Source organism: Sphingomonas sp. GW822-FHT03G08 (assembly GCF_058801135.1).
In genome coordinates this window covers 794,251-820,753 of record NZ_JBXAMZ010000002.1, presented here as the reverse complement: position 1 = coordinate 820,753, position 26,503 = coordinate 794,251, and the positions used below count along the sequence as shown (strand labels likewise).

At 66.1% G+C, this 26,503-nt stretch carries 25 protein-coding genes; 13 read left to right on the top strand and 12 right to left on the bottom strand.

Annotation, left to right across the window (positions count from 1 at the left end):
* Positions 1-1,632 (top strand): Na+/H+ antiporter, encoded by a 1,632-nt coding sequence (locus AC1RJ5_RS21095; RefSeq protein ID WP_493115515.1) that lies wholly within the window; start codon positions 1-3, stop codon positions 1,630-1,632.
* 58 nt (positions 1,633-1,690) lie between these two features.
* On the opposite strand, the gene AC1RJ5_RS21090 is transcribed toward AC1RJ5_RS21095, so the two are convergent.
* On the bottom strand, positions 1,691-2,389 hold the full coding sequence (locus tag AC1RJ5_RS21090; RefSeq protein WP_184168505.1) for a pirin family protein: 699 nt from the start codon (positions 2,387-2,389) through the stop codon (positions 1,691-1,693).
* 114 nt (positions 2,390-2,503) lie between these two features.
* Between AC1RJ5_RS21090 and AC1RJ5_RS21085 the strand changes: the two genes are divergently transcribed.
* Complete coding sequence (locus tag AC1RJ5_RS21085; RefSeq protein WP_269576023.1) at positions 2,504-3,433, top strand: LysR family transcriptional regulator; 930 nt, start codon at positions 2,504-2,506, stop codon at positions 3,431-3,433.
* 98 nt (positions 3,434-3,531) lie between these two features.
* Here AC1RJ5_RS21085 and AC1RJ5_RS21080 read toward each other — a convergent pair whose 3' ends face one another.
* The 8 genes from AC1RJ5_RS21080 to AC1RJ5_RS21045 all read right to left on the bottom strand — a co-directional run bounded on the left by AC1RJ5_RS21080 (position 3,532) and on the right by AC1RJ5_RS21045 (position 11,041).
* Positions 3,532-4,230, bottom strand: coding sequence for a YoaK family protein (locus AC1RJ5_RS21080; RefSeq protein ID WP_493115512.1), 699 nt, complete (start codon positions 4,228-4,230; stop codon positions 3,532-3,534).
* Positions 4,231-4,361: 131 nt separating this feature from the next.
* Positions 4,362-5,699 (bottom strand): alginate export family protein, encoded by a 1,338-nt coding sequence (locus AC1RJ5_RS21075; protein WP_493115510.1) that lies wholly within the window; start codon positions 5,697-5,699, stop codon positions 4,362-4,364.
* A 112-nt stretch (positions 5,700-5,811) separates the two neighbouring features.
* Complete coding sequence (locus AC1RJ5_RS21070; RefSeq protein ID WP_493115508.1) at positions 5,812-6,234, bottom strand: DoxX family protein; 423 nt, start codon at positions 6,232-6,234, stop codon at positions 5,812-5,814.
* A gap of 3 nt (positions 6,235-6,237) precedes the next feature.
* Positions 6,238-7,152 carry a glyoxalase gene (locus tag AC1RJ5_RS21065; protein ID WP_493115506.1) on the bottom strand — a complete coding sequence of 305 codons (915 nt, stop codon included), beginning with the start codon at positions 7,150-7,152 and terminating at the stop codon, positions 6,238-6,240.
* 110 nt (positions 7,153-7,262) lie between these two features.
* Positions 7,263-9,191, bottom strand: a complete 1,929-nt coding sequence (locus tag AC1RJ5_RS21060; RefSeq protein WP_493115504.1) for an amidohydrolase — start codon at positions 9,189-9,191, stop codon at positions 7,263-7,265.
* On the bottom strand, positions 9,188-9,436 hold the full coding sequence (locus AC1RJ5_RS21055) for a DUF1427 family protein (RefSeq protein ID WP_493115502.1): 249 nt from the start codon (positions 9,434-9,436) through the stop codon (positions 9,188-9,190). Before AC1RJ5_RS21055 ends, AC1RJ5_RS21060 begins: the two co-directional genes overlap by 4 nt.
* Before the next feature lie 27 nt (positions 9,437-9,463).
* On the bottom strand, positions 9,464-10,300 hold the full coding sequence (locus tag AC1RJ5_RS21050; protein ID WP_493115500.1) for an alpha/beta fold hydrolase: 837 nt from the start codon (positions 10,298-10,300) through the stop codon (positions 9,464-9,466).
* An 81-nt stretch (positions 10,301-10,381) separates the two neighbouring features.
* Positions 10,382-11,041 carry a hydrolase gene (locus AC1RJ5_RS21045; RefSeq protein WP_269576031.1) on the bottom strand — a complete coding sequence of 220 codons (660 nt, stop codon included), beginning with the start codon at positions 11,039-11,041 and terminating at the stop codon, positions 10,382-10,384.
* Between the two features lie 256 nt (positions 11,042-11,297).
* Here AC1RJ5_RS21045 and AC1RJ5_RS21040 point away from each other — a divergent pair, with 256 nt between their 5' ends.
* The 7 genes from AC1RJ5_RS21040 to nusG all read left to right on the top strand — a co-directional run bounded on the left by AC1RJ5_RS21040 (position 11,298) and on the right by nusG (position 17,330).
* Positions 11,298-12,254: a GAF domain-containing protein gene (locus AC1RJ5_RS21040; RefSeq protein WP_493115497.1), complete on the top strand. Its 957-nt coding sequence runs from the start codon at positions 11,298-11,300 to the stop codon at positions 12,252-12,254.
* Positions 12,255-12,405: 151 nt separating this feature from the next.
* A complete protein-coding gene (gene adh, locus AC1RJ5_RS21035; RefSeq protein WP_493115495.1) occupies positions 12,406-13,932 on the top strand; it encodes an aldehyde dehydrogenase in 1,527 nt (508 codons plus the stop codon).
* Positions 13,933-14,009: 77 nt separating this feature from the next.
* Complete coding sequence (adhP, locus tag AC1RJ5_RS21030; RefSeq protein WP_342250984.1) at positions 14,010-15,041, top strand: alcohol dehydrogenase AdhP; 1,032 nt, start codon at positions 14,010-14,012, stop codon at positions 15,039-15,041.
* Positions 15,042-15,051: 10 nt separating this feature from the next.
* Positions 15,052-15,429, top strand: coding sequence for a DUF779 domain-containing protein (locus AC1RJ5_RS21025; protein WP_269576035.1), 378 nt, complete (start codon positions 15,052-15,054; stop codon positions 15,427-15,429).
* 378 nt (positions 15,430-15,807) lie between these two features.
* Positions 15,808-16,389, top strand: a complete 582-nt coding sequence (locus AC1RJ5_RS21020) for a YqaA family protein (protein WP_184168514.1) — start codon at positions 15,808-15,810, stop codon at positions 16,387-16,389.
* Between the two features lie 168 nt (positions 16,390-16,557).
* Positions 16,558-16,755 (top strand): preprotein translocase subunit SecE, encoded by a 198-nt coding sequence (gene secE / locus AC1RJ5_RS21015; RefSeq protein WP_269576036.1) that lies wholly within the window; start codon positions 16,558-16,560, stop codon positions 16,753-16,755.
* A gap of 35 nt (positions 16,756-16,790) precedes the next feature.
* Positions 16,791-17,330, top strand: a complete 540-nt coding sequence (nusG, locus tag AC1RJ5_RS21010; protein ID WP_184168516.1) for a transcription termination/antitermination protein NusG — start codon at positions 16,791-16,793, stop codon at positions 17,328-17,330.
* Positions 17,331-17,394: 64 nt separating this feature from the next.
* Here the strand turns inward: nusG and AC1RJ5_RS21005 are convergent, their stop codons facing one another.
* The 3 genes from AC1RJ5_RS21005 to AC1RJ5_RS20995 all read right to left on the bottom strand — a co-directional run bounded on the left by AC1RJ5_RS21005 (position 17,395) and on the right by AC1RJ5_RS20995 (position 22,294).
* A complete protein-coding gene (locus tag AC1RJ5_RS21005) occupies positions 17,395-17,937 on the bottom strand; it encodes a GNAT family N-acetyltransferase (protein ID WP_269576037.1) in 543 nt (180 codons plus the stop codon).
* 95 nt (positions 17,938-18,032) lie between these two features.
* Positions 18,033-20,585 (bottom strand): TonB-dependent receptor plug domain-containing protein, encoded by a 2,553-nt coding sequence (locus tag AC1RJ5_RS21000; protein ID WP_269576038.1) that lies wholly within the window; start codon positions 20,583-20,585, stop codon positions 18,033-18,035.
* Between the two features lie 383 nt (positions 20,586-20,968).
* The gene (locus AC1RJ5_RS20995; protein WP_493115830.1) at positions 20,969-22,294 is read right to left on the bottom strand and encodes an MFS transporter; all 1,326 of its coding nucleotides are present in this window, start codon (positions 22,292-22,294) and stop codon (positions 20,969-20,971) included.
* A 169-nt stretch (positions 22,295-22,463) separates the two neighbouring features.
* On the opposite strand from AC1RJ5_RS20995, the gene cyoA reads away from it, so the two are divergent.
* The 4 genes from cyoA to cyoD are packed head-to-tail and all read left to right on the top strand — an operon-like array spanning position 22,464 to position 26,492.
* On the top strand, positions 22,464-23,492 hold the full coding sequence (cyoA, locus tag AC1RJ5_RS20990) for a ubiquinol oxidase subunit II (RefSeq protein ID WP_493115491.1): 1,029 nt from the start codon (positions 22,464-22,466) through the stop codon (positions 23,490-23,492).
* Between the two features lie 15 nt (positions 23,493-23,507).
* Positions 23,508-25,508, top strand: coding sequence for a cytochrome o ubiquinol oxidase subunit I (cyoB, locus tag AC1RJ5_RS20985; RefSeq protein ID WP_493115489.1), 2,001 nt, complete (start codon positions 23,508-23,510; stop codon positions 25,506-25,508).
* 1 nt (position 25,509) lies between these two features.
* Positions 25,510-26,145: a cytochrome o ubiquinol oxidase subunit III gene (cyoC, locus tag AC1RJ5_RS20980; RefSeq protein WP_269576041.1), complete on the top strand. Its 636-nt coding sequence runs from the start codon at positions 25,510-25,512 to the stop codon at positions 26,143-26,145.
* A complete protein-coding gene (gene cyoD, locus AC1RJ5_RS20975; RefSeq protein ID WP_184168522.1) occupies positions 26,142-26,492 on the top strand; it encodes a cytochrome o ubiquinol oxidase subunit IV in 351 nt (116 codons plus the stop codon). Before cyoC ends, cyoD begins: the two co-directional genes overlap by 4 nt.
* Positions 26,493-26,503: the final 11 nt, after the last annotated feature.

The window sequence follows — 26,503 nt, the reverse complement described above, 5'->3', positions numbered from 1 at the left end:
TTGGAAACCGTATCGATCATCCTGTTCCTGCTGCTTGCCGTGGTGGTCAGCGGCGCATTCGCCCGGATGCTGCCGTTCGGCGTACCGGTGCCGCTGGTGCAGATCCTGCTCGGCGCGGTGATCGGGCTGTCCACCTCGCACCGGGTCGTGCTGGATCCCGAACTGTTCCTCTTCCTGTTCCTGCCGCCGCTCCTGTTCCTCGACGGCTGGCGCATCCCCAAGGACGAGCTGTTCAAGGATCTGTCGACCGTGGTCGAGCTCGCGCTCGGGCTGGTGCTGCTCACCGTGATCGGCATGGGGCTGCTGATCAACTGGATGATCCCGGCGATGCCGCTCGCCGTTGCCTTCGCGCTTGCCGCCGTGGTCTCGCCGACCGATCCGATCGCGGTTTCGGCGATCGCCGCGCGCGTGCCGATCCCGAAGCGCATGATGCACATCCTCGAAGGGGAATCGCTGCTCAACGACGCATCGGGCCTGGTCTGCCTGCGCTTCGCCGTGGCCGCCGCGCTGACCGGCAGCTTCTCGGCAGGCGAAGCGGCGCTCACCTTCCTCTGGGTCGCCGGCGGCGGTCTGGCGATCGGCGTGCTCGTCACCCTGGCGGTCTCGGCTGCCAAGACCTGGGTGACCCGGCGCTGGGGCGAGGATACCGGCTCGCAGATCCTGGTCAGCCTGCTGATCCCCTTCGGCTCGTACCTGCTGGCCGAGCATTTCCACGCCTCGGGCATCCTTGCCGCGGTGGCGGCGGGCGTGACGATGACCTTCGCCGAGATCTCCCGTCAGGCGATGGCCGTCACCCGCATGCGCCGCAACTCGGTGTGGGACACGCTGCAGTTCACCCTGAACGGCGTGATCTTCGTGCTGCTCGGCGAGCAGCTGCCCGGCATCGTCGCCGGCGCCAAGGAAACCGTGCTGCTGACCGGGCACCATTCGCCCTGGTGGCTAGGCATCTATGTCGTGGCGATCGTCGCCGGCCTCGCCGCGCTGCGCTTCGCCTGGGTGTGGACGTCGCTGCGCCTGACCATCCTGCGCAAGCGCGAGGGCACCGCCGAGATGCAGAGCCCGAACTGGCGACTGGTCGCGGCGACTTCCTTCGCCGGCGTGCGTGGCGCGATCACCCTGGCCGGTGTGCTCACCCTGCCGCTCGCGCTGCGCGACGGCACGCCCTTCCCTGCGCGCGACCTGGCGATCTTCCTTGCCGCCGGCGTGATCATCGTGTCGCTGGTCCTCGCCAGCGTCGGGCTGCCGATCCTGCTCAAGGACCTGAAGCTGCCGCCCGAGCCCTCCCGCCAGGCGGAAGAGGATTCCGCGCGCGTCGCCACGGCGGAGGCGGCGATCCGCGCGGTCGAGCGTCACCAGCATGAACAAGGCGAGGCGCATGACGATCCCGGCCTTTATGCGGCGGCCGGCGCCCGGGTGATGGACTTCTACCAGGAGCGGATCGACGGGCTGAGCGACGGCAGCGCCGACGAGCTGCGCCTGCAGGAACGGCTGGCCAGCGAATTGCGCCTGGTCGGCATCCAGGCCGAGCGCGCTCAGCTGCTGGAGCTTGCCAGGGGGCGTGCGATCGGCAGCGAGATCGCCCGCAAACTAACCCGCGAACTCGACCTCGCCGAGGCCCGCCACCGCGGGTGAGGCACGCGAAAAAGCGCGCGGTGCCGGAACACCGCGCGCCCTTCGTTCAGCTGGTCGTTCAGGCAGCGTCGACCATCACGATCTCGCTGTCCTCGATCGCAGTGACCTTGAGCACGGCAAGGTCGCTGATCGCGGCGCCGTCCCGGGCGTTGACCCGGACGCCGTCGATCTCGATCGCGCCGGTAGCGGGAACGAGATAGGCCTTTCGGTCCGCGCCCAGCGCATACTCGGCGGTCTCGCCGGCCTTGAGCGTGGCGCCGATCACTCGCGCATCGGTGCGGATCGGCAGGGCGTCATTGTCGTTCTCATAGCCCGATGCGAGCGTGACGAAATGGCCCGAGCGATCGCCCTTGGGGAAGGGCTTGGCGCCCCAGCTCGGCGCTTCGCCGTCACGGGTCGGCACGATCCAGATCTGGAAGATCCGGGTGGTGACGTCCTCCAGGTTGTATTCCGAGTGGCGGATGCCGGTGCCGGCGCTCATCACCTGGACGTCGCCCGCTTCGGTGCGGCCCTTGTTGCCCAGATTGTCCTGGTGGGTGATCGCGCCTTCGCGGACATAGGTGATGATCTCCATGTCGCGGTGCGGGTGCGGCGGGAAGCCGGTCTGCGGCGCGATCGTGTCGTCGTTCCACACGCGGAGGTTGCCCCAGTGCATGCGGGCGGGATCATGATAGCCGGCGAACGAGAAGTGGTGCTTGGCGTCGAGCCAGCCGTGATTGGCGCCGCCGAGGCTGTCGTAAGGGCGAAGTTCGATCATCTTGTATCTCCTGTGGGGTAGCGCTGGCCGCCCCTTGTGAGACTGGATTTAGGACTTGCCCGCTTTATTGATCAGAGGGATAAAATCCTTCGAAACGTTCGAGGAAGTTGAATAGTGAATACGCCGGGCACGCCGACCTATGACCAGCTGCGCATCTTCCTGACGATCGTCGATACCGGCAGCTTCGCGGGCGCCGGGCGCAAGCTCAACCGGGCGGTTTCGGTCATCAGCTACGGCATCGCCAATCTCGAGGCACAGCTCGGCATCCTGCTGTTCGAGCGCGAAGGCACGCGCAAGCCGCAGCTCACCGTCGCCGGCCGCGCCCTGCTCGCTGAGGCGCGCAGCATCGCGCACGGCATGGACGGGCTGCGCGCCAAGGTGAAGGGGCTGCTCGACGGGCTGGAGGCCGAAGTCAGCCTGGCGGTGGATGTGATGCTGCCGGCCGAGCGGCTCGGCAAAGTGCTGCGCGCCTTTGCCCGCGAATATCCCACGGTGCAGCTGCGCCTGCATGTCGAGGCGCTCGGCGCGATCACGGCGATGGTGCTCGATCACGAAGCGGTGATCGGCATTTCGGGGCCGCTCTCGTCCGGCGTCGAGGGGATCGAGAGCATGACCGCGGGATCGGTGCCGATGGTGCCGGTGGCTGCGCCCGATCACCCGCTCGGACGGATGGAAGTGATCCCGCCGGGCGCCGGGCGCGACTATACCCAGCTCGTGCTGACCGACCGTTCGCGCTTCACCGAGGGGCAGGATTTTTCGGTCACCAGCCCCAAGACCTGGCGGCTGGCCGACCTGGGCGCGAAGCACGCGCTGCTGCGCGAGGGGATCGGCTGGGGCAACATGCCGCTGCCGATGATCGAGGCGGACCTGGTGGCGGGCACGCTGATCCGGCTGGGGATGCCCGACCATGTCGGCGGCACCTATCGCTTCTCGGGCATCTGGCGCCGCGACACCCCGCCGGGGCCGGCGGCGGCGTGGCTGCTTGACCAGTTCGTCCAGCTCGGCGCGCATGATGCGGAGCTGGCGGGGATGACGGATGTCTAGAATTTAGCTGCTACCCGGCGGAAGCCGGGGCCCAGGGTTTCTCTACCGTATCGCTCTGTTACCCCGGGCCCCGGCTTTCGCCGGGGAGCGGGAAGGCGTTACTTTGCCAGCGGCTCCCGCGCCGCCGGGTGCAGCGCGCAGGCGGCGGTGCCGACCAGCACCATCGCGCCGGCAAGGATCAGCGGCGGGGTGAGCCCGTAGCGGTTGACCAGCAGCGCCCCCAGCACCGCGCCGAGGAAGATCGCCGCCACGCCGCCAATCCGCCGCGCCCAGTTGGGGTTGCTGCCCCCGGCGAAGTGCGAGTCCGCCGCCAGGCCGGTGAGCGTCAGCGTCAGCACCGTCGTCGTCAGGTCGGGCACCTTGAGCTGGCGGATCGTCGCGTTGCGGAAGCCCATCGCTACGCCCGTGAGCGCGATGATCGCGAACACGCTGGCGGTCGGCGACTGGCTGGGAATGTCGAAGCCGATCGAAACGCCGGCAGCGATCCACAGCAGCGCCGCCTCGACCAGCGCCGCGACGATCAGCCAATGGTGCAGCGGTCGTCCCGCATGATGCTTGCCGATCCGCCCCGCAATCAGCGCTCCCAGCAGGAAGGCCGCGATCGCGGCGACGAACGGCGCCACCCGGAAGCCCGGCGTACCGGCGGCGGCGAAACCGAGAAAGACGATGTTGCCGGTCATGTTGGCGGTGAACACCTTGCCCAGCCCGAGCACGCTGATCGCATCCACCAGGCCGGTAGTGACCGAGAGCAGCAGCAACAGCCAGGGGAGCGGGGTCGAGGATTTGGCGGCGGACATGGTGGGAACTCCCTTTTTCTAATCTGGCTGTTTGATCTGGCTTTCGCCGGGGAACGATTGGGTCCTAGGGCGCCCCCGATTTCGCAAACATCCGAATAAAATCAGCCCTATCATTCGATATTTTCGAAAGGTCAGAACCGGAAATTGGCCTCCAGCCCCAGCATGGCGATCGTCTTCGCCGGTCCCGTCTCGCGGATGAAGGCGCCGGGTACGAAGGCGGAGAGCGAGGCGGACAGCTCGAGCTCGGCCGTCGCCTGCCAGGCGATCGTCGCCTCGGCTTCCTTGCCGATGAAGCGGGCACGGCTGTTCCCCGCCGCGCGGATCAGATTGCCGGGAATGTCATAGACCCCGTCAATGCGGCTGTACCGCCAATAGGCCATGGCGGCGAGGCTGGCGGAGATGTCCCTGGCCAGTGTGGCGCTGACGCGGGGATTGAGGCTGACGATGTTGGTCGGCCCGACCGGCGACAGCTCGCCGAAATACTTCCCCTTGGGAAACAGCGCATTGAAGGTGCCGAGCGTGCCGTTACCGGGCTTGCCGTCGCCGCTGACAATATTGAAGCGCAGTGTCGCATCGGGCGCCAGCGGCGCGACGGGAAAGCTGCGGCCGACTTCGGTGCCCAGCGTCCAGGCAGCGATGCGTTCACGCCCGAAGCTGCCGAACTGGGCGACACCCTCGACATTCCAGTGCCAGTCACCGCGCGTCCCGTGCGAGCGCAGCCCGAAGCTGTGCCGCGTCTCGCGTCCGGCCACTCCGCCGAAGCGCGCGAGATCGTTGCGATAGCCGAGATAATAGAGGTCGAGCCCCGGCAGCACGCCGTACGCGCCCCAGAGCGACTTGCTGTCCGAGGTCCGGTCGTCGAACGTCCCCGGCCGCGGCTGGACCGGACGGACCGCGAGCAGGCTCACCTTCGCCTTGCCGAGCGTCACATCCGCCCGCGCCCCGTCGAACGCGAGCGGGACATTGGGGCCATAGCGGGTGCCGACCAGCCGCTCGGTGCCGAGCGACAGCATCTGGCGCCCGGCGCGCAGCGTCACCGGGCCGAGATCGACCTCGCCGAACCCCTGGAGCAGGTCCACCCGGGTCTGGTCGACCGGCCCGGCCGCCGGCGCCACGCCTGCCGCATAGGCGGCAATCGGCTGGACGAAGGCGCGTACCCGGCCGACATGGAGATCGGCATAGGGCATGGCGCGCAGCCACAGATAGCCGTCGTCCGGCGCATCGGCCCCGCCCCAGAGATTGTCGTGGTAGTTCTCGTTGCGGGCACGCAGTTCGATGCCGGTGGAGAGCCAGGCGTCTTCGCCGAGCGGGATGTACTTGAGCGGCCCGGTCCAGTGATGTGCGCGCTTCTCCGCGTCGCTCAGGTCGGACCAGTCCTCGTCATAGCGCGTGATGCTGAGGGTTGGGGCTTGCCAGGGTTCGTGATCCTGAGCGGAGGCGGGGATGGTGGTGAGGAAGAGGGCCGGCAACAGGAGCGTAGCTGCTGCCCGGCGAAGGCCGGGGCCCAGGGTAGCGAGCGAGCCGGAAGAGAAACCCTGGGCCCCGGCTTTCGCCGGGGAACTGAAAAAAGCAACCCCAAGCCTACCCACGCCGCCGCTCCCACTCGGCGACCAGCGCCACCAGCACGAAGCCGCCGATCAGCCCGAGATGCTCAAAGAACGCATTGGTCGCGCCGAACCGCTCGGCGCTCCCCGGCACCATCGCCCAGAAGGCGTTGGCGGTGATCGCGGCGAAGAAAGTGAACACGCCCAGCATCCCCGCGCCCAGCCAGACCAGCCGCCCGCTCAGGATCAGCACCGGGCCGATCAGCTCGACCGCGATGGTCAGCGCCGCCCAGAGCGCCGCGGGCTGCATGCCGAAATGCGCCTGCTCGGCGACGGCGCCGTGCCAGTCGGTCAGCTTGACCACCCCGCCGAGCAGATAGGCGCCGCTGAGCGCCAGCCGGGCAAGGAACCAGGTCGGACGCCAGTCAAGCACGGCATCCACGAAGCGGGGCGTGTCCATCGCTCAGTTCTTCGCCACGGGAGCGTGGATCTCGGCGATATAGCCGCCGGGGAAGCGGACGATCGCGGCATCGCGGTCGCCCTCGCGGTGCGCCGGCACCAAAGTCTCGACGCCTGCCGCCTTGGCCTTGTCGAGCGTCACGGTGAGGCTCGATACCTCATAGCCGGTCAGCTCGCGGCCATAGGGCCAGGGCAGCTGCCCGTCCGACACCAGCACCGTCATCTTGCCATAGCCCGAAGTCAGGCGGACGCGGCGATAGGTCTTGCCCGGCTGGCCGATCTCGACGCCCGGCGCCGCCTTGTCCTCAGAGACGATCTTGGCATGGGCATAGCCGGTCCAACTCTTAAGGAAAGCGTTCGCCGAGTCCGCGGTCAGATAGACCCGGTTCTCCGGCACCGTCGCCAGCGGCGCGTAGTGCGGCTTGGTGGTGTGCCAGTAGAGCTGCATGTTCACCCCGCCCGGCCACTGCACGACCACATCGCGACCGATCGGATCGGGGAAGCTGGTGACCAGCCGGCTCGCGCCATGGCTGAGAGCGGAGGTCACCGCCGCATCGATATTATCGACCAGATAGCCGGTCCGCTCGTCCCCGAACGGATAGGGCACCGGGGTAACGAAGCCGAACACCGAGAGGATGCCAACAGGCGTGAGGACGAGCTGCGAGTTGGTCTGGCTCGCGGTCGGGGTAACCTGGAACACGCCCTTCTTCGTGGCAGTGCCGCCGAAAGTGGCGGTCACGCTGGTAACGAAGCGATCAAAATCCTCGGGCGCGACATAGACATGGGTGGAATCATATTCCGGCCCGATCGCGTGATCGGCGCTGGCCTTGGGCGCCTGCTGGGCAAAGGCAGCACTGGGGGAAACGGCGGGAGAAAGCACGACCAGAGCGGTCGCGAGCAGGAAGGTGTGGCGGGTCATTTCAGCTACTCCGATGGGATATGCACTGCCTCTGCGGACGGGTTTAGCCACCGCCCGAAAGCCGAACGATCCGAATAAAATCATCGGAACTGTTCGACATTCTGGAACAATCAGACCGCCCAGCACCCGCAACCGAGCGCGCCCCAGAAGCTCTGGACATCGGCGGCCGGCACCTTGGCGCCGAGTGCGGCAGCATGGTCATGGCCATGCACCCCGCAGGCCGAGTGGCAGGCGCACGCAGCGGCGAGCTTCTTCGCGTCGTCACGGCGATAATGGCCACCGAAGGTCGCGACCGGCGACCAGTCGGGCATCGCCTTGGGCGCCTTGGGGCCGAGCGGCGCGAAATCGCCCTCGCCATAGACCACCTTGCCACCGAGCACGGTCAGCACCGAGCGGAGATGCGCGATGTCATCCTCGGCGACATGGAAATAGTCGTCCGAGAGCAAGGCGAGATCGGCGAGCTGGCCCGCCTTGATCTGCCCCTTCTTGCCGACCTCGTTCGAGAACCAGGTATTCCGCTCGGTCCACAGCCGCAGTGCGGTCTCGCGGTCGAGCCGGTTGCGCACCGGGTAGAGCGCCATGCCGCCGACAGTCTTCGAGGTGACCAGCCAGCTCAGCGACACCCAGGGATTGTAGCTGGCGACGCGGGTGGCGTCGGTCCCCGCCCCCACCGGCACGCCGGCATCGAGCATCCGGCGGATCGGCGGCGTCGCTTCGGCCGCCTTGGCACCGTAGCGCTCGACGAAATACTCGCCCTGGAAGGCCATGCGGTGCTGCACGGCGATGCCGCCGCCGAGTGCCGCGATGCGATCAATGTTGCGCTCGCTGATCGTCTCGGCATGGTCGAAGAACCAGTTGAGGCCCTTGAGCGGAATGTCGCGATTGACCTTCTCGAACACGTCGAGGGCGCGGCTGATCGTCTGGTCATAGGTGGCGTGCATCCGCCACGGCCAGCGGCGCTCGGCGAGCAGGCGGATCACCGGCTCGAGATCGCCTTCCATCTCGGGCGGCATGTCCGGCCGGGCGACACGGAAATCCTCGAAGTCCGCCGCCGAATAGACCAGCATCTCGCCCGCGCCATTGTGGCGATAGCTGTCGTCGCCGTCGCCCGGCTTGATCTGGGTCGACCAGCTGGCAAAGTCCTTCAGCTCTTCCTTCGGCTTCTGGGTGAACAGGTTATAGGCGATACGCAGCGTCAGCTCGCCATCCTTGTGGAGCTTCTCGACGATCTCATAATCGTCCGGATAATTCTGCGAGCCGCCGCCCGCGTCGATCACGCTGGTCACGCCGAGCGAATTGAGCTCGCGCATGAAGTGCTTGGTCGAATTGAGCTGATATTCCGGCGGCAGCTTCGGCCCCTTGGCCAAAGTCGCATAGAGGATCGTCGCGTTGGGCTGGGCGAGCAGCAGGCCGGTCGGGTTGCCCTGCGCATCGCGCAGGATCTCGCCGCCCGGCGGGTTCGGCGTGTTCCTGTCATAGCCGACCGCGCGCAGCGCCGCGGCGTTGAGCAACGCGCGATCGTAGAGGTGGAGGATGAAGACCGGGGTTTCGGGCGCGGCGGCATTGATCTCGTCGAGCGTCGGCAGGCGCTTCTCGGCGAACTGATGCTCGGTAAAGCCGCCGACCACGCGCACCCATTGCGGCGGCGGGGTGTTCTCGGCCTGCTTCTTGAGCATTGCCATCGCATCGGCCAGCGTCGGCACGCCTTCCCAGCGCAGCTCCATATTATAGTTCAGCCCGCCACGGATCACATGGATATGGCTGTCGATCAGGCCGGGGATCAGGCGGCGCCCCTTCGTATCGATCACCTGGGCATTCGGCGCGGCGGCGGCGCGAACCTCGCCCTCGGTGCCGACCGCGAGGAACTTGCCGTCGCGGATGGCGACGGCATCGGCAACCGGGTTCTCGCGATCGAGCGTAGTCACCTTGGCGTTGACGAGGATCAGGTCTTGGGGCGGGGTCATGGCGAAACTCTCGGAAATGGGCAGCAGGGCGGTGGAGGCGGCGGCGCCGACAAGCGCCTGGCGGCGGGAGATCACGCCTCGTCCTTTCGGTTGGCCGGCAGCCGGCCAAGGACATGATCGGCGCAGTCGCTGGTGACGAAGCCGACCACTTCCTTGCGATCCAGGATGCGCTTGGCGATCGGCACCAGCTGCTCGCCAAGCAGGATCCCCGCCAGCCCGAGCAGGGCGATCACCGGCGGGGCGGGAGAACGAACCCCAAGCAGGCTGTACACGACGCCGACCAGCAGACCGGCACCCAGCGAGAGAAGATAGGCTTTCATGGGGTTCGTCCTTCCGACTTTTGGGGATCAGGCCTGGATGAAGGCGAGGATGTCGGCGTTCAGCACGTCGGCATTGACCGTCAGCATGCCGTGCGAGAAGCCCGGATAAGTCTTCAGCGTCGCGTTCGGCAGGATCTCGGCCTGGAGCACGCCGGCATTCTTGTACGGTACGACCTGGTCGTCCTCGCCGTGCAGCACCAGCGTCGGCACGGTGATCGCCTTGAGGTCGTCGGTCTGGTCGGTCTCGGAGAAGGCCTTGATGCCTTCATAATGGGCCTGCGCGCTGCCCATCATGCCCTGGCGCCACCAGTTGTCGATCACACCAGGCTTCAACTCCGCACCGGGGCGGTTGAAGCCGTAGAACGGGCCGGATGCGACATCGCGGAAGAACTGGGCGCGGTTGGCGGCGACGCCTGCGCGGAAGCCGTCGAACACTTCGATCGGCAGGCCGTTCGGATAGCGCTCGGTCTTGAGCATGATCGGCGGCACGGCGCTGACGAGGATGGCCTTAGCGACGCGGCCCGCGGGCTGGCCATGGCGGGCGACATAGGCCGCGACTTCGCCACCGCCGGTCGAGTGGCCGATATGGACGGCGTTGCGCAGGTCGAGATGCTCGGCGACCGCGGCGGCATCGGCGGCGTAGTGGGCCATGTCATGGCCGCTGCTCACCTGAGCGGAACGGCCATGCCCGCGGCGGTCATGCGCGATCACGCGGAACCCCTTGGACAGGAAGAACAGCATCTGCGCGTCCCAGTCGTCCGAAGACAGCGGCCAGCCGTGGTGGAACATGATCGGCTGGGCGTCCTTGGCCCCCCAGTCCTTGAAGAAGATCTCGGTGCCGTCCTGGGTGGTAATGGTGCTCATGGGAATTTCCTTGGGATTTCGTGGGATTGGGAAAGGCTGGGGTGCGGCCGGGCCAGGGGGCACGGCCCGGCCGCGCGGGGATCAGTGACCGCCTTCGGAAGCGCCGAACATGGTCTTGGCGTAGGTGATGCCGATGCCGTAGGCGCCGCCCAGCTTGCGGGCGATGCCGGTGGTCATGTCGTAGGTCTCGGTCCGCGCCCAGTCGCGCTGCAGCTCGAGAAGGTACTGGAGCGAGGTGATCGGGCGGGCACCGGCCTGGATCATCCGGGCAACCGCACGCTCATGCGCTTCCTCCGAGATGTCGCCGCTGGCGTCGGTGATGACATAGGTCTCGAAGCCCTGGTCGATCGCCGAAAGAACGGGGCCAACGATGCAGACCGAGGTCCAGAGCCCTGCGAACACCAGGCGCTGCTTGCCGATGCGGTTGACCTCGTCGATCACGGCGGCGTCTTCCCAGGTGTTCATCGACGTGCGGTCGAGCAGCTTCTGGCCCGGAAACGGATCGGTGACTTCGCTGAACATCGGACCCGAGAAGCTCTTCTCGGCGACGGTGGTGAGGATCGTCGGCACGTTGAAGCCGGCGGCGGCATTGGCGACCAGCGCGGCATTGTTGCGCAGCAGCTCCGGGGCGATCGACTTGGTGGCGAAGGCCATCTGCGACTGGAAATCGATCAGCACGAGCGCGTGATCGGTCGGGTTCAGCAGGGTCTTGCCGGGGGTCGGGGTGGCGGTGATGGTCATGGTGATTTCCCTCTTTTGGTAGTGTCGGCGGCCCGGAGCGTTCCGGATGCACAGGGTCTAGGCGGCCGAAGAACTGCGATGCAGCCGGATAAGATCGTTCCAACTGTTCCACTAAATCGAAAAGCTGCCCACACCCGGGGGAGTGAGCCACCGCCCCCATGCGAGTGAGAAATGCCTAATTCCGCAGGTTCGGGGACTTGCTTGCGTTGACTCGCCCCGGGCTTTGCTGCGACCCTCGCTGGCAGGAGAGTCGCGTATGAAGCAGGCAGGCGCCCGTCATGGCGAAGCCGTTTTCGAGGCAGTCCGGTCGCCCAGCCGCGCCGGGGTTTCCGCGATCGCCGCGTCCTGGTGCCGCTCGGTGCTCAACCACGGCCTCGATCCGGATGCGGGAGGTGCCCGCGAGCGATTCGACGGTACTTCACTGCGTGCCTTGCGTGCCGAGCACGAGGTGATGCTCGCCGTCGCCGGCCCCGTCCTCGATCATATGTTCCGCTCGGTCGGCCGCTCGGGCTGCGCAGTGATCCTCAGCGACGCACGCGGTGTGATCCTCGATCGCCGCGCCGGCGACGGTGATGCGGAGGGCTTCACCTCTGTCGGTCTGGTCGAGGGCGCGCGCTGGGGCGAGGCGGAGGAAGGCACCAACGGCATCGGCACCTGCCTGTTCGAGGGCAAGCCGGTGATCATCCACCGCGACCAGCATTTCGCGAGCCGCAATGTCGACATCAGTTGCATGGACGCGCCGGTCCATGATCCGCAGGGGCGCCTCGTCGCAGCGCTCGACGTGTCGAGCTGCCGGGACGATCATGGCCCCGCCATGGCCGAGATGGTCGCGGCGCTGGTCCGCGACGCCGCCCGCAAGATCGAGCGCGACTATTTCTGCCGCTATTTCGAAGGCAGGCGGATCGTCTTCCTCTCCGACGACGCAGTGACCGGCACGGCACTGCTGGCGGTGGACCGCGATGACCTGGTGATCGGCGCCAGCCGCGCCGCCCGCCTGCGCTTCGGCATGGACGACACCGCCCTCGCCGCGCCCCAGGCACTCGACCAGCTGCTCGGCGAGCAATCCTCGCCTTCTTTCGAGGATGCCGATCGCGCCGTGCTGCGCCAGGCGCTGGCCCGGGCCGGCGGCAATGCCAGCCAGGCCGCACGCCTGCTCGGCATCGGCCGTGCGACGCTCTACCGGCGCATGGGACGCGCCGGATTGAAGCTCTGATCCTTTTCCCCCGCAACCTGTCTCGATAGCGAGACACATGGCCCGGGCCGCGTTTCCCGGCCCCTTCCTGCCCCGGCGATCCCCGATTTAGGATCACGGACAGACGCCAGACCAAGTGGCGCCCGTAACCGCAAGGAAGAGGATCAGGCACATGGATGCCATCGTTCAGGATCGCCCGGGAACCCGTCTCAAGGCGCCTTTCGCTCCCCGCTACGACAATTTCATCGGCGGCACCTGGCTCGCCCCCAAGGCCGGGCGCTATTTCGACAACATCTCCCCGATCAACGGCCAGGTGGTCGGCCAGATCGCGCGTTCACAGGCCGAGGATGTCGACGCAGCACTCGACGCCGCGCACAAGGCGAAGGACGCCTGGGGTCGCACCTCGGTTGCCGAGCGTGCCCGCATCCTCAATCGCATCGCCGATCGGATGGAGGGGAATCTCGAGCTGCTCGCCACGGCCGAGACCTGGGACAATGGCAAGCCGCTGCGCGAGACGACCGCCGCCGACATCCCCCTCGCCATCGATCATTTCCGCTATTTCGCCGGGGTGATCCGCGCGCAGGAAGGCACGATCGGCGAGATCGACCACGACATGGTCGCCTATCATTTCCACGAGCCGCTCGGCGTGGTCGGCCAGATCATCCCGTGGAACTTCCCGCTGCTGATGGCCGCGTGGAAGATGGCCCCCGCCCTCGCCGCCGGTAACTGCATCGTGCTCAAGCCCGCCGAGCAGACCCCGGCATCGATCATGGTGTGGATCGACCTGGTCGGCGACCTGCTGCCGCCGGGCGTGCTCAACATCGTCAACGGCTTCGGGCTGGAGGCCGGCAAGCCGCTCGCCACTTCGCCGCGCATCTCGAAGATCGCCTTCACCGGCGAGACGACGACCGGCCGCCTGATCATGCAATATGCCAGCGAGAACCTGATCCCGGTCACGCTTGAGCTGGGTGGGAAGTCGCCCAACATCTTCTTCGAGGATGTCGCGCGCGAGGATGACGATTTCCTCGACAAGGCGATCGAGGGCTTCACCATGTTCGCGCTCAACCAGGGCGAGGTCTGCACCTGCCCCAGCCGCGCGCTGATCCATGAGAAGATCTACGACCGCTTCATGGAACGCGCGCTCAAGCGCGTCGCCGCGATCGTCCAGGGCAATCCGCTCGACATGGGCACGATGATCGGCGCCCAGGCCTCGTCCGAGCAGCGGGACAAGATCCTGTCCTATGTCGATACCGGCAAGCAGGAAGGCGCAGAACTGCTGATCGGCGGCAACACCGCCGATCTCGGCGGCGAGCTGGCGGACGGCTATTATGTTCAGCCGACTGTGTTCAAGGGTCACAACAGGATGCGGATCTTCCAGGAGGAGATCTTCGGCCCCGTCGTATCGGTAACCACCTTCAGGGACGAGGAAGAGGCGCTCGCGATCGCCAACGACACGCTCTATGGCCTCGGTGCCGGCGTGTGGAGCCGCGAGGCGAACACCTGCTACCGCTTCGGCCGCGCGATTCAGGCCGGGCGCGTGTGGACCAACTGCTACCACGCCTATCCCGCCCATGCGGCTTTCGGCGGCTACAAGCAGTCCGGCATCGGGCGCGAGACGCACCGGATGATGCTCGATCACTATCAGCAGACCAAGAACATGCTGGTCAGTTACAGTCCGAAGAAGCTCGGCTTCTTCTGATTGTTCCCCCGCGCCCGGCCGCCCTTGCCCAAGGACACCCCCGGCCGGGCGCACCCTCCCCAGGAAAGGAGAATTCCATGGCCAAGACCATGAAGGCCGCCGTCGTGCGCGAATTCGGCAAGCCCCTGACGATCGACGAAGTCCCCGTCCCCGAAGCCGGCCCTGGCATGATCCAGGTGGCGATCCAGGCGTCGGGCGTCTGCCACACCGATCTCCACGCCGCCGAGGGTGACTGGCCGGTCAAGCCCAACCCGCCCTTCATCCCGGGGCATGAAGGCGTCGGCTATGTTAGCCAGGTCGGCGCGGGCGTGAAGAACGTCAAGGAAGGCGACCGCGTCGGCGTGCCATGGCTCTACACCGCCTGCGGCCACTGCGTGCATTGCCTGGGCGGCTGGGAGACCCTGTGCGAGAGCCAGCTCAACACCGGCTATTCGGTCAATGGCGGCTTTGCCGACTATGTCGTGGCGGACCCGAACTATGTCGGCCACCTGCCCGCCAACATCGGCTTCAACGAGATCGCGCCCGTGCTCTGCGCCGGCGTCACGGTCTATAAGGGGCTGAAGATGACCGACACCAAGCCGGGCGATTTCGTCGCGATCAGCGGCATCGGCGGGCTGGGGCACATGGCCGTGCAATATGCCGTCGCAATGGGGCTCAACGTCGCTGCGATCGACATCGACGATGCCAAGCTCGATCTCGCCCGCCGCCTCGGCGCGACGGTGACGGTCAACGCCCGCAACGAAGATCCGGCCACCGTCATCAAGCGCGAGACCAGCGGCGGCGTGAACGGCGTACTGGTCACTGCTGTGAGCGAGAAGGCATTCGAACAGGCGATAGGGGTTACCGCTCGCGGGGGTACCGTGGCGTTAAACGGGCTACCGCCGGGTGATTTTCCGCTCAACATCTTCGGACTCGTGCTCAACGGCATCACCGTGCGCGGATCGATCGTCGGAACCCGGCTCGACCTTCAGGAGTCGATCGATTTCGCCGCGCAGGGCAAGGTCAAGGCAACGATCGAGACCGCCAGGATCGAGGACATCAACAAGGTGTTCGATCGCATGCACAAGGGCCAGATCGAGGGCCGCATCGTCCTCGACATGGCCTCGTAGGAGACACGAGATGACCGACGGGGTGGCCAGGATCGAACGGGTCGTCGCCACCCCGGCGGCGCTCGAACTCATCGCCGAGATCCGGGCCGAACACGGCCCCTTGCTGTTCCACCAGTCCGGCGGCTGCTGCGACGGATCCTCGCCGATGTGCTACCCCATCGGCGAGTTCCGCATCGGCGACGGGGACATATTGCTCGGCGAAGTCGACGGTACCCCGGTCTATATCGGCCGCGCCCAGGGCGAGGCATGGGCACACACCCAGCTGATCCTCGACGTCGTGCCCGGGCGCGGCGGCATGTTCAGCCTCGACAATGGCCGCGAGCGCCGCTTCCTCACCCGAGGCCGTGTGTTCACCGACGCCGAGCGCGACCAGCTCGCCCGGCCCTGACCGCGCCCCTCGCGCAACATCCGTTCAAGCGCGTGACACCATGGTTCAACACGGAATCGCCGGACCTGCCCTAGGAGAAGGCCGACAATTGCCCTGGCGCAATACCGAGAACCAGCGAAGCCACGGTTTGAGGGGCCGACCCGCTTCTTACCGGACATTGCTGCGGCCTCTTTTTGGGGGAGGCCGAGAGCCCGCGCGGGAAACTGCGCGGGTTCTTTGCTTGACGCAGCCTGCCATGGCCCGCGACATGTTGCCCGCAGAACAAGCCGGTCGTCCGGGCAGATCGCCCGAACGGCCCCTCGTCGCCATGGACAAGCGCGGGCGCCGCCCATAAAGGACAGGCCCTCCCTTCTCCGCTTGGAAAGTTGCCCGGCACCGATGTTCCGACCCCTGTATGACTGGGTGCTGCGCATGGCGCACCACCGCCATGCGATCTGGCTCCTCGGCCTGGTTTCCTTCGCGGAGAGCAGCTTCTTCCCGATCCCGCCCGACGCGATGCTGATCCCGATGGTGATCGCCCGCCGCGAGCAGGCATTCCGCATCGCGCTGGTCTGCACCATCGCCTCGGTGCTGGGCGGCATGCTCGGCTATTATATCGGCTATGGCCTGATGCAGACGGTGGGCGAATGGATCGTCCACACCTATCATCTGGAGGCCAAGCTCGCGGAGGCGATCCATGCCTATCAGAGCGAATATGGCACCTGGATCATCCTGCTCAAGGGCCTGACCCCGATCCCGTTCAAGCTGGTGACGATCGCGAGCGGCGCGGCCAGCTTCAACTTCCCGCTGTTCGTGCTGCTCTGCTGCATCACCCGCGGCGCCCGCTTCTTCCTCGTCGCCCTGCTGCTCAAGCGCTACGGCGCCCCGGTGCAGCAGTTCATCGAGAAGCGGCTGGACCTGTTCGCCTGGGCCTTTCTCGGCCTGATCGTGCTGGGTTTCGTCGCCGTCGCGGTGCTCTGATCGGGGCCGGTTTCTTTTCGCGCTTGCGCCAGCTTGCACCTGCGCTCGCGACTCGCTAGATACAGCCCCCAATCCGACAGCGTGGTGGGTAGCACCGGTTCCTCCAGAGAGGACCGGGCAGCGGACCCGTGCCCCGCAGCCGGCGAACTTTGAAGCGAGGATGCCCCAGTGGCGAAGACCAGTCCGACCGAATTCGTGAAGCAGGTGCAGACCGAGGCGCGCAAGATCGTGTGGCCGTCGAGCCGCGAAACGATCATGACCGGCGTGATGGTGATGATCATGACCACGCTGCTCGGCGTGTTCTTCCTGGGCATCGACTCGATCTTCGATTTCATCGTCAATTCGCTGCTGCGCCTCGCGCAGTAAGCCGCACCGCAGAACACCAAAGGGAAAACGAACGCATGGCGCGCTGGTACATCATCCACGCCTATTCGGGCTTCGAGGGCAAGGTTCGCGACCAGATCCTGGCCGACGCGACCCGCATGGGCCTCGAGCAGCTGGTCGAGGCCGTCGAGGTTCCGACCGAGACCGTCACCGAGGTCCGCCGCGGCAAGAAGATCCAGTCCGAGCGGAAGTTCTTCCCGGGCTATGTCCTCGCCAAGCTCGAGATGAACGACGACGTCTATCACCTCGTGAAGAACACGCCGAAGGTGACGGGCTTCCTCGGCTCGTCGGGCAAGCCCCAGCCGATCAGCGAGGCCGAGGCCGCGCGCATCCTCAACACCAAGGACGAGGCGGCCACCGCAGCGCCCAAGGCGAAGGTCAAGGTCGACTACGACATCGGCGACACCGTCAAGGTCATCAGCGGCAACTTCGCGACCTTCTCGGGCGTGGTCGAGGAGCTCGACTACGACAAGAGCCGCGTGAAGGTCTCGATCTCGATCTTCGGCCGCGCGACGCCGCTGGAGCTGGGCTTCGAGGACGTCGAGCGCATCAAGTAAGAGACGCGCGACAAGCGAATCCGAAGGGCCGGGGCGGAAACGCTCCGGCCTTTTCCGTTCGGGGCTAGGCGCCCAGCACCTTGCCCATCCGTACCAGCGGCACCATCACGCCTTCGATCGGGCCGGCCGAGACCTGCTCGATCGGCGCATAGCCGCAGGCGCGGTAGAGCGGCACGCCGGAGAGCGTCGCCATCATCTCCGCGCGGCGGAAGCCGTGATCGGCGGCGGCCCGCTCGCACAGCGCGAGGATCATCCGCCCTACCCCCTGCCGCACGAAGCCGGGATCGGTGTACATGGCGCGGATCCGCGCGGCGTCCGTCGCCGGGTCGAGCGGGGCCGGCTCGCGCTCGATCACGCTGTCATCGCCACCGAACAGGGTCGCCCGCCAGCTCCAGCCGCCGCAACCCGCGATTTCGCCGTCGCGCTCGACCAGGAAATAGGTGCCGTCGCGAACGAGCTGGCTGTCGAGGCCCATCACCTTGTGGCTGGCACGGACCTGTTCGGGGGTGAGGAAACCCTGCTGCAGCGCCTCGATCGCGCGGCCCATCAGCGCATGCAATGCGGGCAGGTCCTCGATGCGGGCGATGCGATGCGTCAGTTCAGCCATGGGACGGCGATAGCGACCGGCGCGTACAGGGTTCAAGCACTACGAAAGGGACCCCGGAGGCGGATGCCCCCGGGGAAGTCAGAGGGCACCATGCGTCAGTATTTGATGCGCAGCCGGGCGTAGTAGAAGCCGCCGTTGAAGCCGAAGGGGCCGCCGTTGCGCGGATAGACCTGGCCGTCCGACGTGCCGCCGGTGATCGGGTAGATGGGCACCGATGCCGCGGTCAGCCGGTCCGGGCGCTCATCGGTGAAGTTCTGCGCGCCGATGGTGATCGTGTAGTGCTCGGCGAAGGTGTAGCTGACGTCGAGATCGGTGACGAACTTGTCGCCGAAGGTCTGGCCCGGGCCATAGTCCTGGGCGCTCTTCCAGCTGCCGTAATAATTCTCGCGCACGTTGAAGCTCAGCCCGTCGAGCGACCAGCTGGCGACGAACACCACGCGGTGGTTGGGTGCGAGATGCTCGGCGTCGATGATCTGGTTCGGGCCGATCACCTTGGGATTGTACTTGGTGATCTCGCTCTTGTTGTAGTTGTAAGCGAGCGAGAAATTGAGCTCCGCCTCGCTGAGCACGGTCTTCCAGGTGCCGACCACGTCGATGCCGCGGGTGCGGGTGTCGAAGCCGTTGGTGAAGAAGTTGACCTGGCCGCCCACGCCCACCGCGATCAGCGATGGCTGCGCCGCCACGTCGGCCGCGGTGACGGTGTAGTTCTGGGTGATGCCGATCCGGTTCTTCACGTCGATCTGATAGGCATCGACGGTGAACGACAAGTCCTTGTCCGGCGTCAGGATGAAACCCACGCCGTAGTTGGTCGACTTCTCCGGATCGAGCGTAGTCGCGCCATAATATTGGGCGATCGCGGTGTTCACCGGATAGGTGCCGACCTGCACCGCCGTGCCCGCGACGAACGAGGTGGTGATGATCGCATCGTTCGACTGGCCTGGCGACGGCGCGTGGAAGCCGGTGCCGATGCTGCCGCGCACCGAGAAGGCATCGGCGAACTTGTAGATGCCGTTGATCTTCCACACCCAGGCATCGCCGAACGTGTCGTAATGCTCGTAGCGGCCGGCGGCGCCGACGCTCAGCGCGTCGGTGATGTCGGTCTCGAGATCGATATAGGCGCCATAGCTTTTCTGGCTGAACCGTCCGGCCGCCGCCGGGCTGGTGCCGGCATAGCCGCTCGCGCCGACGCCCTGGGCGTTGCTGGTGCCGGTGAAGGTATACACGCCGGGCGCGGTCTGGGTGTAGAGCCGCTGCGCCACCGCATAGGGACCAGCGCCATAGGACTGCACGTCGCCGGCGGTCTGCTCATAGGTCTCCTTGCGGAATTCGCCGCCGGCGGAGAAGGTCAGCGGGCTCGCCAGGCCGATATCCACCGGATAGCTGAAGTCCGCGTTGAGATTGGCCTCCTCCTGGATCAGCTTGCCGAAGGCGAAGCTGGTCTGGGTCCTGGGGCCGTAGGAGGCGTTGAGCGAGCTGTACATCGACAGGGTCAGCGTGTTGCGGGCCCAGGAGCCGGACAGGTCATAGCGGAAGCCGCTCTCGGTCTCGCCCTTGTAGCCGAGCGTGCCGTAGATCTCCTCGGTCTCGCCGACGAAGCGCGGGGTGAAACCGGCCGGATAGAGCTGGCTGAACCGGAAGACATTGCTGTCGACCACGAAGCTGCCCGCCGGGCAGGTCGCGTTGCCGGTGGGGCATGGCGTAAGGTAGAAAGTGTTGTTGAACAGCGCGTTGGCGCCCTGGGTGCGGACCACGCCGGCGGAATCGACGGCGGTGCTGGTAACCGAGGGGCGGTAGTTGAAACTCTGGTTTGCGTGGATCTTTGCAAAGTTGGCGAAGAAGTAGAGCTTGCTCTCATCGGTCACGTTCAGCGCCGAATTGAGCAAGAGCTTGTAACCATGGGATGGCGAGGTGCCCCAGATCTGCGCGGGCAGCGGATAGTTGGGCAATTGCGACGCCAGTGAAGGGAAGTTGATCGCAAAGTTCGCGGCGGATGGCCGGGTGACGCCGCGGCTGGTCTGCGCATCGTCGTCATATTCGCCGGTCAGGTTGATGAAACCGATTGCCCCGGCAAGGCCGATATTGCCGGCGATCTGGTAACTCTCTCCATCGCCTGCATAATATTGGCCGGCCCGCGCCACGACCTCGAAGCCGCTTCCCTCCTTCAGGCCATAGTTGAGCACGCCAGCAATCGCGTCTGAACCATATTGCGCCGTCGCACCCTCGCGCAGCACCTGGAGGTTGCTGATCGCCAGCGACGGGATGGCGGAGATGTCCGGCCCCTGCGAGCCGCGCCCGAGGCCGGTGTCGCTGCCGGCATAGACCTGGACCAGCGCCGAGCGATTGTAGCGCTTGCCGTTGAGCATCACGAGCACCTGGTCGCCCGGCAGGCCGCGCAGTGACGGCGAGCGCACGAAGGTGGACGCGTCCGAAATCGAGTTCTGGCCGGCATAGAAGGACGGCACGACGTTCTTCACCGCATCGATCATGTTCGCGGCGGGCTGTGCGGTAAGCTCGGCGGCACTGATCACGTCTACCGGAGACGCGGAGGTTGTGAGCGTGCGATCGGTACGTCGCGTGCCGATGACGACGATCTCGCCGGCCGGCTCGGACGTAGTTGTCGCTTCCTGAGCCGCCGCGACATCAGTCAACAGCAGCGATGTTACAATGGCGGAAGACGCAAACAGGATACGCCGACGAACTGATGAACAGGTAACGCCCATTGGATGCCCCCTCGATTGCGATGTTGAATCGCCTTTCGAGGCACCCCGTCCTGAAACAAAAGCTACGTGAAACAGCAATATTGTCAATCAGTCATGAAACAAGCCTGTAACAATGACTTCCCGACGGTTTTTCTTGAAATTCCGTGGCGGAAGGTTCGCGGCGGATTCACTGCGGCGCCCCGCGGCGAGGCATCCCTGCCCGTTCCATATCGTGGCAGACACGAAGCGAAGCACCGGGCGATTCCCGCCCCGCACGAAAAAGGCCGGAGCGATGCCGCCCCGGCCTTTGGGTTCCTGGGACAAGCGGGCGATCAGGCTTCCCTGCCGCCCCATTCGCGGTTGAGCCCCAGCGCCGCCAGCGTGCAGGCGGCACCCGAGAGGAGGTAGGCACCGACCGAGAGCAGCCCGAAATTGCTGGCGAGCAGCAGCGCCGCCAGCGGGGCGAAGCCGGCGCCGATGAACCAGGACGCGGTGGCGGTGGTGCCCGCGCCGGTATAGCGGCGCCTGGCGGAGAAGCTGCTGTTCACCGCGCCCGAGGACTGGCCGAACGACAGGCCGAGCAGGACGAAGCCCAGGATCATGTAGGTCCATTCGCCGGCCGACCCGGTGCCGAGCAGCTGCGGAGCGAAGCCGCTATAGGCGGCGATGAAGGCGGCCGAGACGCCGAGCAGCGTACGGCGGCCGATCCGATCGGCGATATAGCCCGAGAGCACCATGGCGAGCATGCCGAATACGGCACCGACCAGCTCGATCACCAGGAAGTGCACCGGCGGCTCGCCCTTCAGCACCACCCAGGAAAGCGGGAAGACGGTGACGAGGTGGAACAGCGCGAAGCTGGCGAGCGGCGCGAAGGCACCGAGGATCACGGTGCGCCCCTCCTCGCGGAACAACTCGCCCACCGGGGTCGGCTGCAGCTCCTGGCTCTCGTAGAGCCGCTCGAACTCCGGCGTGGAGATCAGGCGCAGCCGGGCGAACAGCGCGACGACGTTGATCACGAAGGCGACGAAGAAGGGATAGCGCCAGCCCCAGTCGAGGAAGTCGGCCGGGCTGAGCGCCGTGAGCAGGAAGGCGAAGACGGCGGCGGCCACGAACAGGCCGATCGGCGCCCCGAGCTGCGGGATCATCGCGTAGAAACCGCGCTTCTCCTGCGGCGCGTTGAGCGAGAGCAGGGCGGGCAGCCCGTCCCAGGTGCCGCCCTGGGCAAAGCCCTGACCGAGGCGGAACAGCGCGAGCAGCGCCACCGCCACGCCTCCCGCCTGGGCATAGCCGGGCAGGAAGGCCATCGCCGCGGTCGATCCGCCGAGCAGGAACATCGCGATGGTCAGCTTCACCCCGCGCCCGTGCGTGCGATCGAGCCAGATGAAGAGCAGCGCCCCGAACGGCCGCGCGACAAAGGCGAGCGCGAACACCGCGAAGGAATAGAGCGTGCCGGTCAGCGCATCGGCGAACGAGAAGATCACCGCCGGGAAGACGAGCACCGAAGCGATCGCATAGACGAAGAAATCGAAGAATTCGGAGGCGCGGCCGATGATCACGCCCACCGCGATATCGGCGGGGCGCACCGCATGGTCGCGCGCATCGATAAGGCGGGCATCGCGTTCGAGCGTGCCCGAATTCGTCGTGCTCGGCGTGGCCATCATCCCCATTTCGTCCTTCCTGAGTGCGGGCGCACCCTAGCCGAGCGGCATTCGCAGCCCTTTGACTCGGATCAAAGGCAGACCCGCAACGTCCGGTTAGCCGGGATGCATGCGGATACCAGGATCCAGACCAGCTCGCCGGGCTCTCGCCAGCCTGCCCCTACTCACCTTGCCCCTGCTCCTCGGCAGTTGCGGCGACATGGTCGTCATGAACCCGACCGGCGACATCGCGGTGCAGCAGCGCAACCTGATCCTGTTCTCGACAGGCGTCATGCTGCTGATCATCGTGCCGGTGCTGGCGCTGACGATCTGGTTCGCCTGGAAGTATCGCCGCAGCAACCCGAACAAGACCTATGGTCCGAACTTCGACCACTCGACCACGCTCGAGCTGGTGATCTGGACCTGCCCGCTGCTCATCATCATCGCGCTGAGCGCGGTGACCTGGACGAGCACCCATCTGCTCGATCCCTTCCGCCCGCTGGAACGGATCGCGCCGGGCAAGCCGGTGCCGGCCGGCACCAGGCCGCTGGAGGTCCAGGCGATCGGCATGGATTGGAAGTGGCTGTTCATCTATCCCGACCTGGGGATCGCCACGGTCAACGAGCTGGCGCTGCCGGTGGACCAGCCGGTGCATTTCTCGATCACCTCGACCGACCAGTTCAACACCTTCTTCGCGCCCACCCTGGCGGGCATGATCTACGCGATGCCGACGATGAAGTCGGAGCTGCACGCGGTGCTCAACAAGACCGGCGACAGCTGGGGCTATTCGGGCAACTATACCGGCGCCGGCTATTCGGACATGCGCTTCAAGCTGCGCGGCATCGACAAGGCCGGGTTCGAGAAATGGGTCGCCGAGGCCAAGGCCAGCGGCAAGGCGCTGGACACCGCCACCTACCTCACGCTCGCCAGGCCGAGCACCAAGGTGCCGGTGATGCGCTTCTCGGCGCCGATGCCGGGCCTGTTCGACAAGATCGTCAACCAGTGCGTCGCCCCCGGCACGCCCTGCATGGTCGATGTGATGCGCAGCGACATGATACGCGCCGCCGGCAAGCCGCACGATCCAGGCCATGACCCGGCCAAGGCACCCACCGCCCATACGCCGCCGGCGGGCACGCACCAGGATGCGCCGAAGCATCCGGGCATGTCCGCCCTCGCCCCCTTCCGCATGCCCGGCGCCGCGCGCGTCGCCCAGGCCTGAGCCAACGGAACCGCCATGACAGACCATTTGCTAAAGACGGTGTTCGGACGCCTGTCCCTGGAGTCCTTGCCCTTCCTGCACGAGCCGATCCTGCTCGGCACCTTCATCGTCGTCGCGCTGCTGGGCCTCGGCCTGCTCGGCGTGGTGACGAAGTACAAGCTCTGGGGCTATCTCTGGAAGGAGTGGTTCACCAGCGTCGATCACAAGAAGATCGGCATCATGTACATCATCCTGGCCATCGTGATGCTGCTGCGCGGCTTCTCCGATGCGCTGATGATGCGCGCCCAGCAGGCGATCGCCTTCGGGAGCAATCCCGGCTACCTGCCGCCCGAACATTATGACCAGATCTTCACCGCGCACGGGACGATCATGATCTTCTTCGTGGCGATCCCGCTGGTGGTGGGCATCGTCAACTTCGTGATGCCACTGCAGATCGGCGCGCGCGACGTGGCCTTCCCGTTCCTCAACAACCTCAGCTTCTGGCTGACGGTCGCGGGCGCGCTACTGACCATGATCTCGCTGTTCGTCGGCGAGTTCGCGCGGACCGGCTGGCTGTCCTACGCCCCGCTCGCCGGGCTGCAGTACAGCCCGGATACCGGCGTGGACTATTATCTCTGGTCCCTGCAGATAGCCGGCGTCGGCACCACCCTGTCGGCGATCAACATGGTCGCCACCGTCATCAAGATGCGTGCCCCCGGCATGACGATGATGAAGATGCCGGTGTTCACCTGGACCGCCTTCTGCTCGAACATCCTCGCCATCGCCATCTTCCCCGCGCTGACCGCCGCCTTCTTCCTGCTGATGCTCGATCGCTATGCGGGCACGCATTTCTTCACCAACGAGCTCGGCGGCGCGCCGATGATGTACTGGAACATGGTGTGGATCTGGGGCCACCCCGAGGTCTATGTGCTCGTGCTCCCGGCCTTCGGCATCTATTCCGAGATCACCTCCACCTTCACCGGCAAGAAGCTCTTCGGCTATTCGTCGATGGTCTACGCCACGGTGGTCATCACCATCCTCAGCTACCTAGTCTGGCTGCACCACTTCTTCACCATGGGTGCCGGCCCGACGGTCAACAGCTTCTTCGGCATCGCCACCATGGTGATCTCGATCCCGACGGGCGCGAAGATCTTCAACTGGCTGTTCACGATGTACCGCGGCAACATTCGCTTCGAGCTGCCGATGATGTGGGTGGTCGCCTTCATGCTCACCTTCACGGTGGGCGGCATGACCGGCGTCCTCCTCGCCATCCCGCCGGCCGACTTCGTGCTGCACAACTCGCTGTTCCTGGTCGCCCATTTCCACAACACGATCATCGGCGGCGTGGTGTTCGGCCTGTTCGCGGCGATGGTCTACTGGTTCCCCAAGGCCTTCGGCTTCAAGCTCGACGAGTTCTGGGGCAAGGTCGCCTTCTGGGGCTGGGTCGCCGGCTACTGGATCGCCTGGACGCCGATCTACATCGTCGGCCTGATGGGCACCACGCGCCGCGTGAACCATTTCGACGACCCCAGCTTCCAGCCCTATTTCATCATCGCCGCGATCGGCGCCGTGATCATCCTGATCGGCATCCTCGGCTTCGTGATGAGTATCCTCGTCGGCTGGCTGAAGCGCGACCAGCTCAAGGACGCGACCGGCGATCCCTGGGACGGCCGCACGCTGGAATGGTCGACCTCCTCGCCGCCCCCGGCCTACAACTTCGCGTTCACCCCGGTCATCCACGACCTGGACGCCTGGTACGACATGAAGAGCCGCGGGTACGAACGCCCGACCACTGGCTTCCGGGCGATCCACATGCCCAGGAACACCGGCGCGGGCTTCATCCTCTCCGCCCTGGCGCTGGTGATGGGCTTCGCGATGGTCTGGTACATCTGGTGGCTCGCCGCGCTCAGCTTCGCCGGCCTGTTCGCGGTCGCCGTGGGCCACACGTTCAACTTCAAGCGCGACTATTACATCCCCGCCGAGGAAGTCGCCGCAACCGAGGACAAGCGCACCATGCAGCTTGCGCAGGGGGCCTGACATGACCGACCACGCAATCGACCCCCAGGCCGCTCCGGTCTGGCACCTCACCGAGGAAGAGGAGCATCACGACCATTCGGGCGGCAGCCCGACGGTCCTGGGCTTCTGGATCTACCTGATGAGCGACGCGCTCATCTTCGCCTCGCTCTTCGCGATGTTCGGAGTGGTGGCGAGCGCCTATGCCGGCGGCCCGGTGCCGCGTGAGATCTTCGACCTCAAGCTGGTCGCGATCAACACCGGCCTGCTGCTCGCCTCGTCGATCACCTTTGGGGAAGCTATGCCGCACATGGAAGGCGGCCGGGTCGGCCCCGTCCGCTTCTGGCTGGCGCTTACCGGCCTGCTCGGCGCGGGCTTCGTCGCCATCGAGCTCTATGAGTTCGCGCACCTGATCGCCGAGAATGCCGGACCGGATCGCAGTGCCTTCCTCTCGGCCTTCTTCACCCTGGTCGGCACCCACGGCGCGCACGTGACGATCGGCCTGGTGTGGATCGTCACCATGCTGATCCAGCTCGGCCAGCACGGCCTCAACCCCGCGACCAGGCGGCGCCTGATCTGCCTGTCGATGTTCTGGCACTTCCTGGACATCATCTGGATCGGCGTCTTCACGTTCGTCTATCTGTATGGAGTGATCCGTTGAGCACCCCGCACGAAACGCCCGGCACCCACGGGCACGGCAATGGCCACCGCATCGGCTCGCTGCTCGCCATCGTCCTGACGGTGATCCCGTTCTGGCTGGTGATGAGCGGATCCCCCCTTTCCCCGGCCTGGACCGCGGCGGTGATCTTCGCCTTCGCGATCGTACAGATCATCGTGCACGTCGCCTTCTTCCTGCACCTCGACACGCGGTCCGAGGGCGGATGGACGCTGCTCGCCTTCCTGTTCACGGCGGTGATCGTGATCCTCACCATCGGCGGTTCGATCTGGGTGATGTACCACCTGAACCTGAACATGATGCCGATGCCGGATATGGGTGCCGGTCACTAGGGAGACCGGCG

Coding starts and splice junctions, on each gene's coding strand:
- AC1RJ5_RS21090 (WP_184168505.1), bottom strand. CDS start 2,389: ATGATCGAACTTCGCCCTTACGACAGCCTCGGCGGCGCCAATCACGGC.
- AC1RJ5_RS21080 (WP_493115512.1), bottom strand. CDS start 4,230: ATGTCCGCCGCCAAATCCTCGACCCCGCTCCCCTGGCTGTTGCTGCTG.
- AC1RJ5_RS21070 (WP_493115508.1), bottom strand. CDS start 6,234: ATGGACACGCCCCGCTTCGTGGATGCCGTGCTTGACTGGCGTCCGACC.
- AC1RJ5_RS21065 (WP_493115506.1), bottom strand. CDS start 7,152: ATGACCCGCCACACCTTCCTGCTCGCGACCGCTCTGGTCGTGCTTTCT.
- AC1RJ5_RS21055 (WP_493115502.1), bottom strand. CDS start 9,436: ATGAAAGCCTATCTTCTCTCGCTGGGTGCCGGTCTGCTGGTCGGCGTC.
- AC1RJ5_RS21050 (WP_493115500.1), bottom strand. CDS start 10,300: ATGAGCACCATTACCACCCAGGACGGCACCGAGATCTTCTTCAAGGAC.
- AC1RJ5_RS21045 (WP_269576031.1), bottom strand. CDS start 11,041: ATGACCATCACCGCCACCCCGACCCCCGGCAAGACCCTGCTGAACCCG.
- AC1RJ5_RS21040 (WP_493115497.1), top strand. CDS start 11,298: ATGAAGCAGGCAGGCGCCCGTCATGGCGAAGCCGTTTTCGAGGCAGTC.
- adh (WP_493115495.1), top strand. CDS start 12,406: ATGGATGCCATCGTTCAGGATCGCCCGGGAACCCGTCTCAAGGCGCCT.
- adhP (WP_342250984.1), top strand. CDS start 14,010: ATGGCCAAGACCATGAAGGCCGCCGTCGTGCGCGAATTCGGCAAGCCC.
- AC1RJ5_RS21025 (WP_269576035.1), top strand. CDS start 15,052: ATGACCGACGGGGTGGCCAGGATCGAACGGGTCGTCGCCACCCCGGCG.
- AC1RJ5_RS21020 (WP_184168514.1), top strand. CDS start 15,808: ATGTTCCGACCCCTGTATGACTGGGTGCTGCGCATGGCGCACCACCGC.
- nusG (WP_184168516.1), top strand. CDS start 16,791: ATGGCGCGCTGGTACATCATCCACGCCTATTCGGGCTTCGAGGGCAAG.
- AC1RJ5_RS21005 (WP_269576037.1), bottom strand. CDS start 17,937: ATGGCTGAACTGACGCATCGCATCGCCCGCATCGAGGACCTGCCCGCA.
- AC1RJ5_RS20995 (WP_493115830.1), bottom strand. CDS start 22,294: ATGGCCACGCCGAGCACGACGAATTCGGGCACGCTCGAACGCGATGCC.
- cyoB (WP_493115489.1), top strand. CDS start 23,508: ATGACAGACCATTTGCTAAAGACGGTGTTCGGACGCCTGTCCCTGGAG.
- cyoC (WP_269576041.1), top strand. CDS start 25,510: ATGACCGACCACGCAATCGACCCCCAGGCCGCTCCGGTCTGGCACCTC.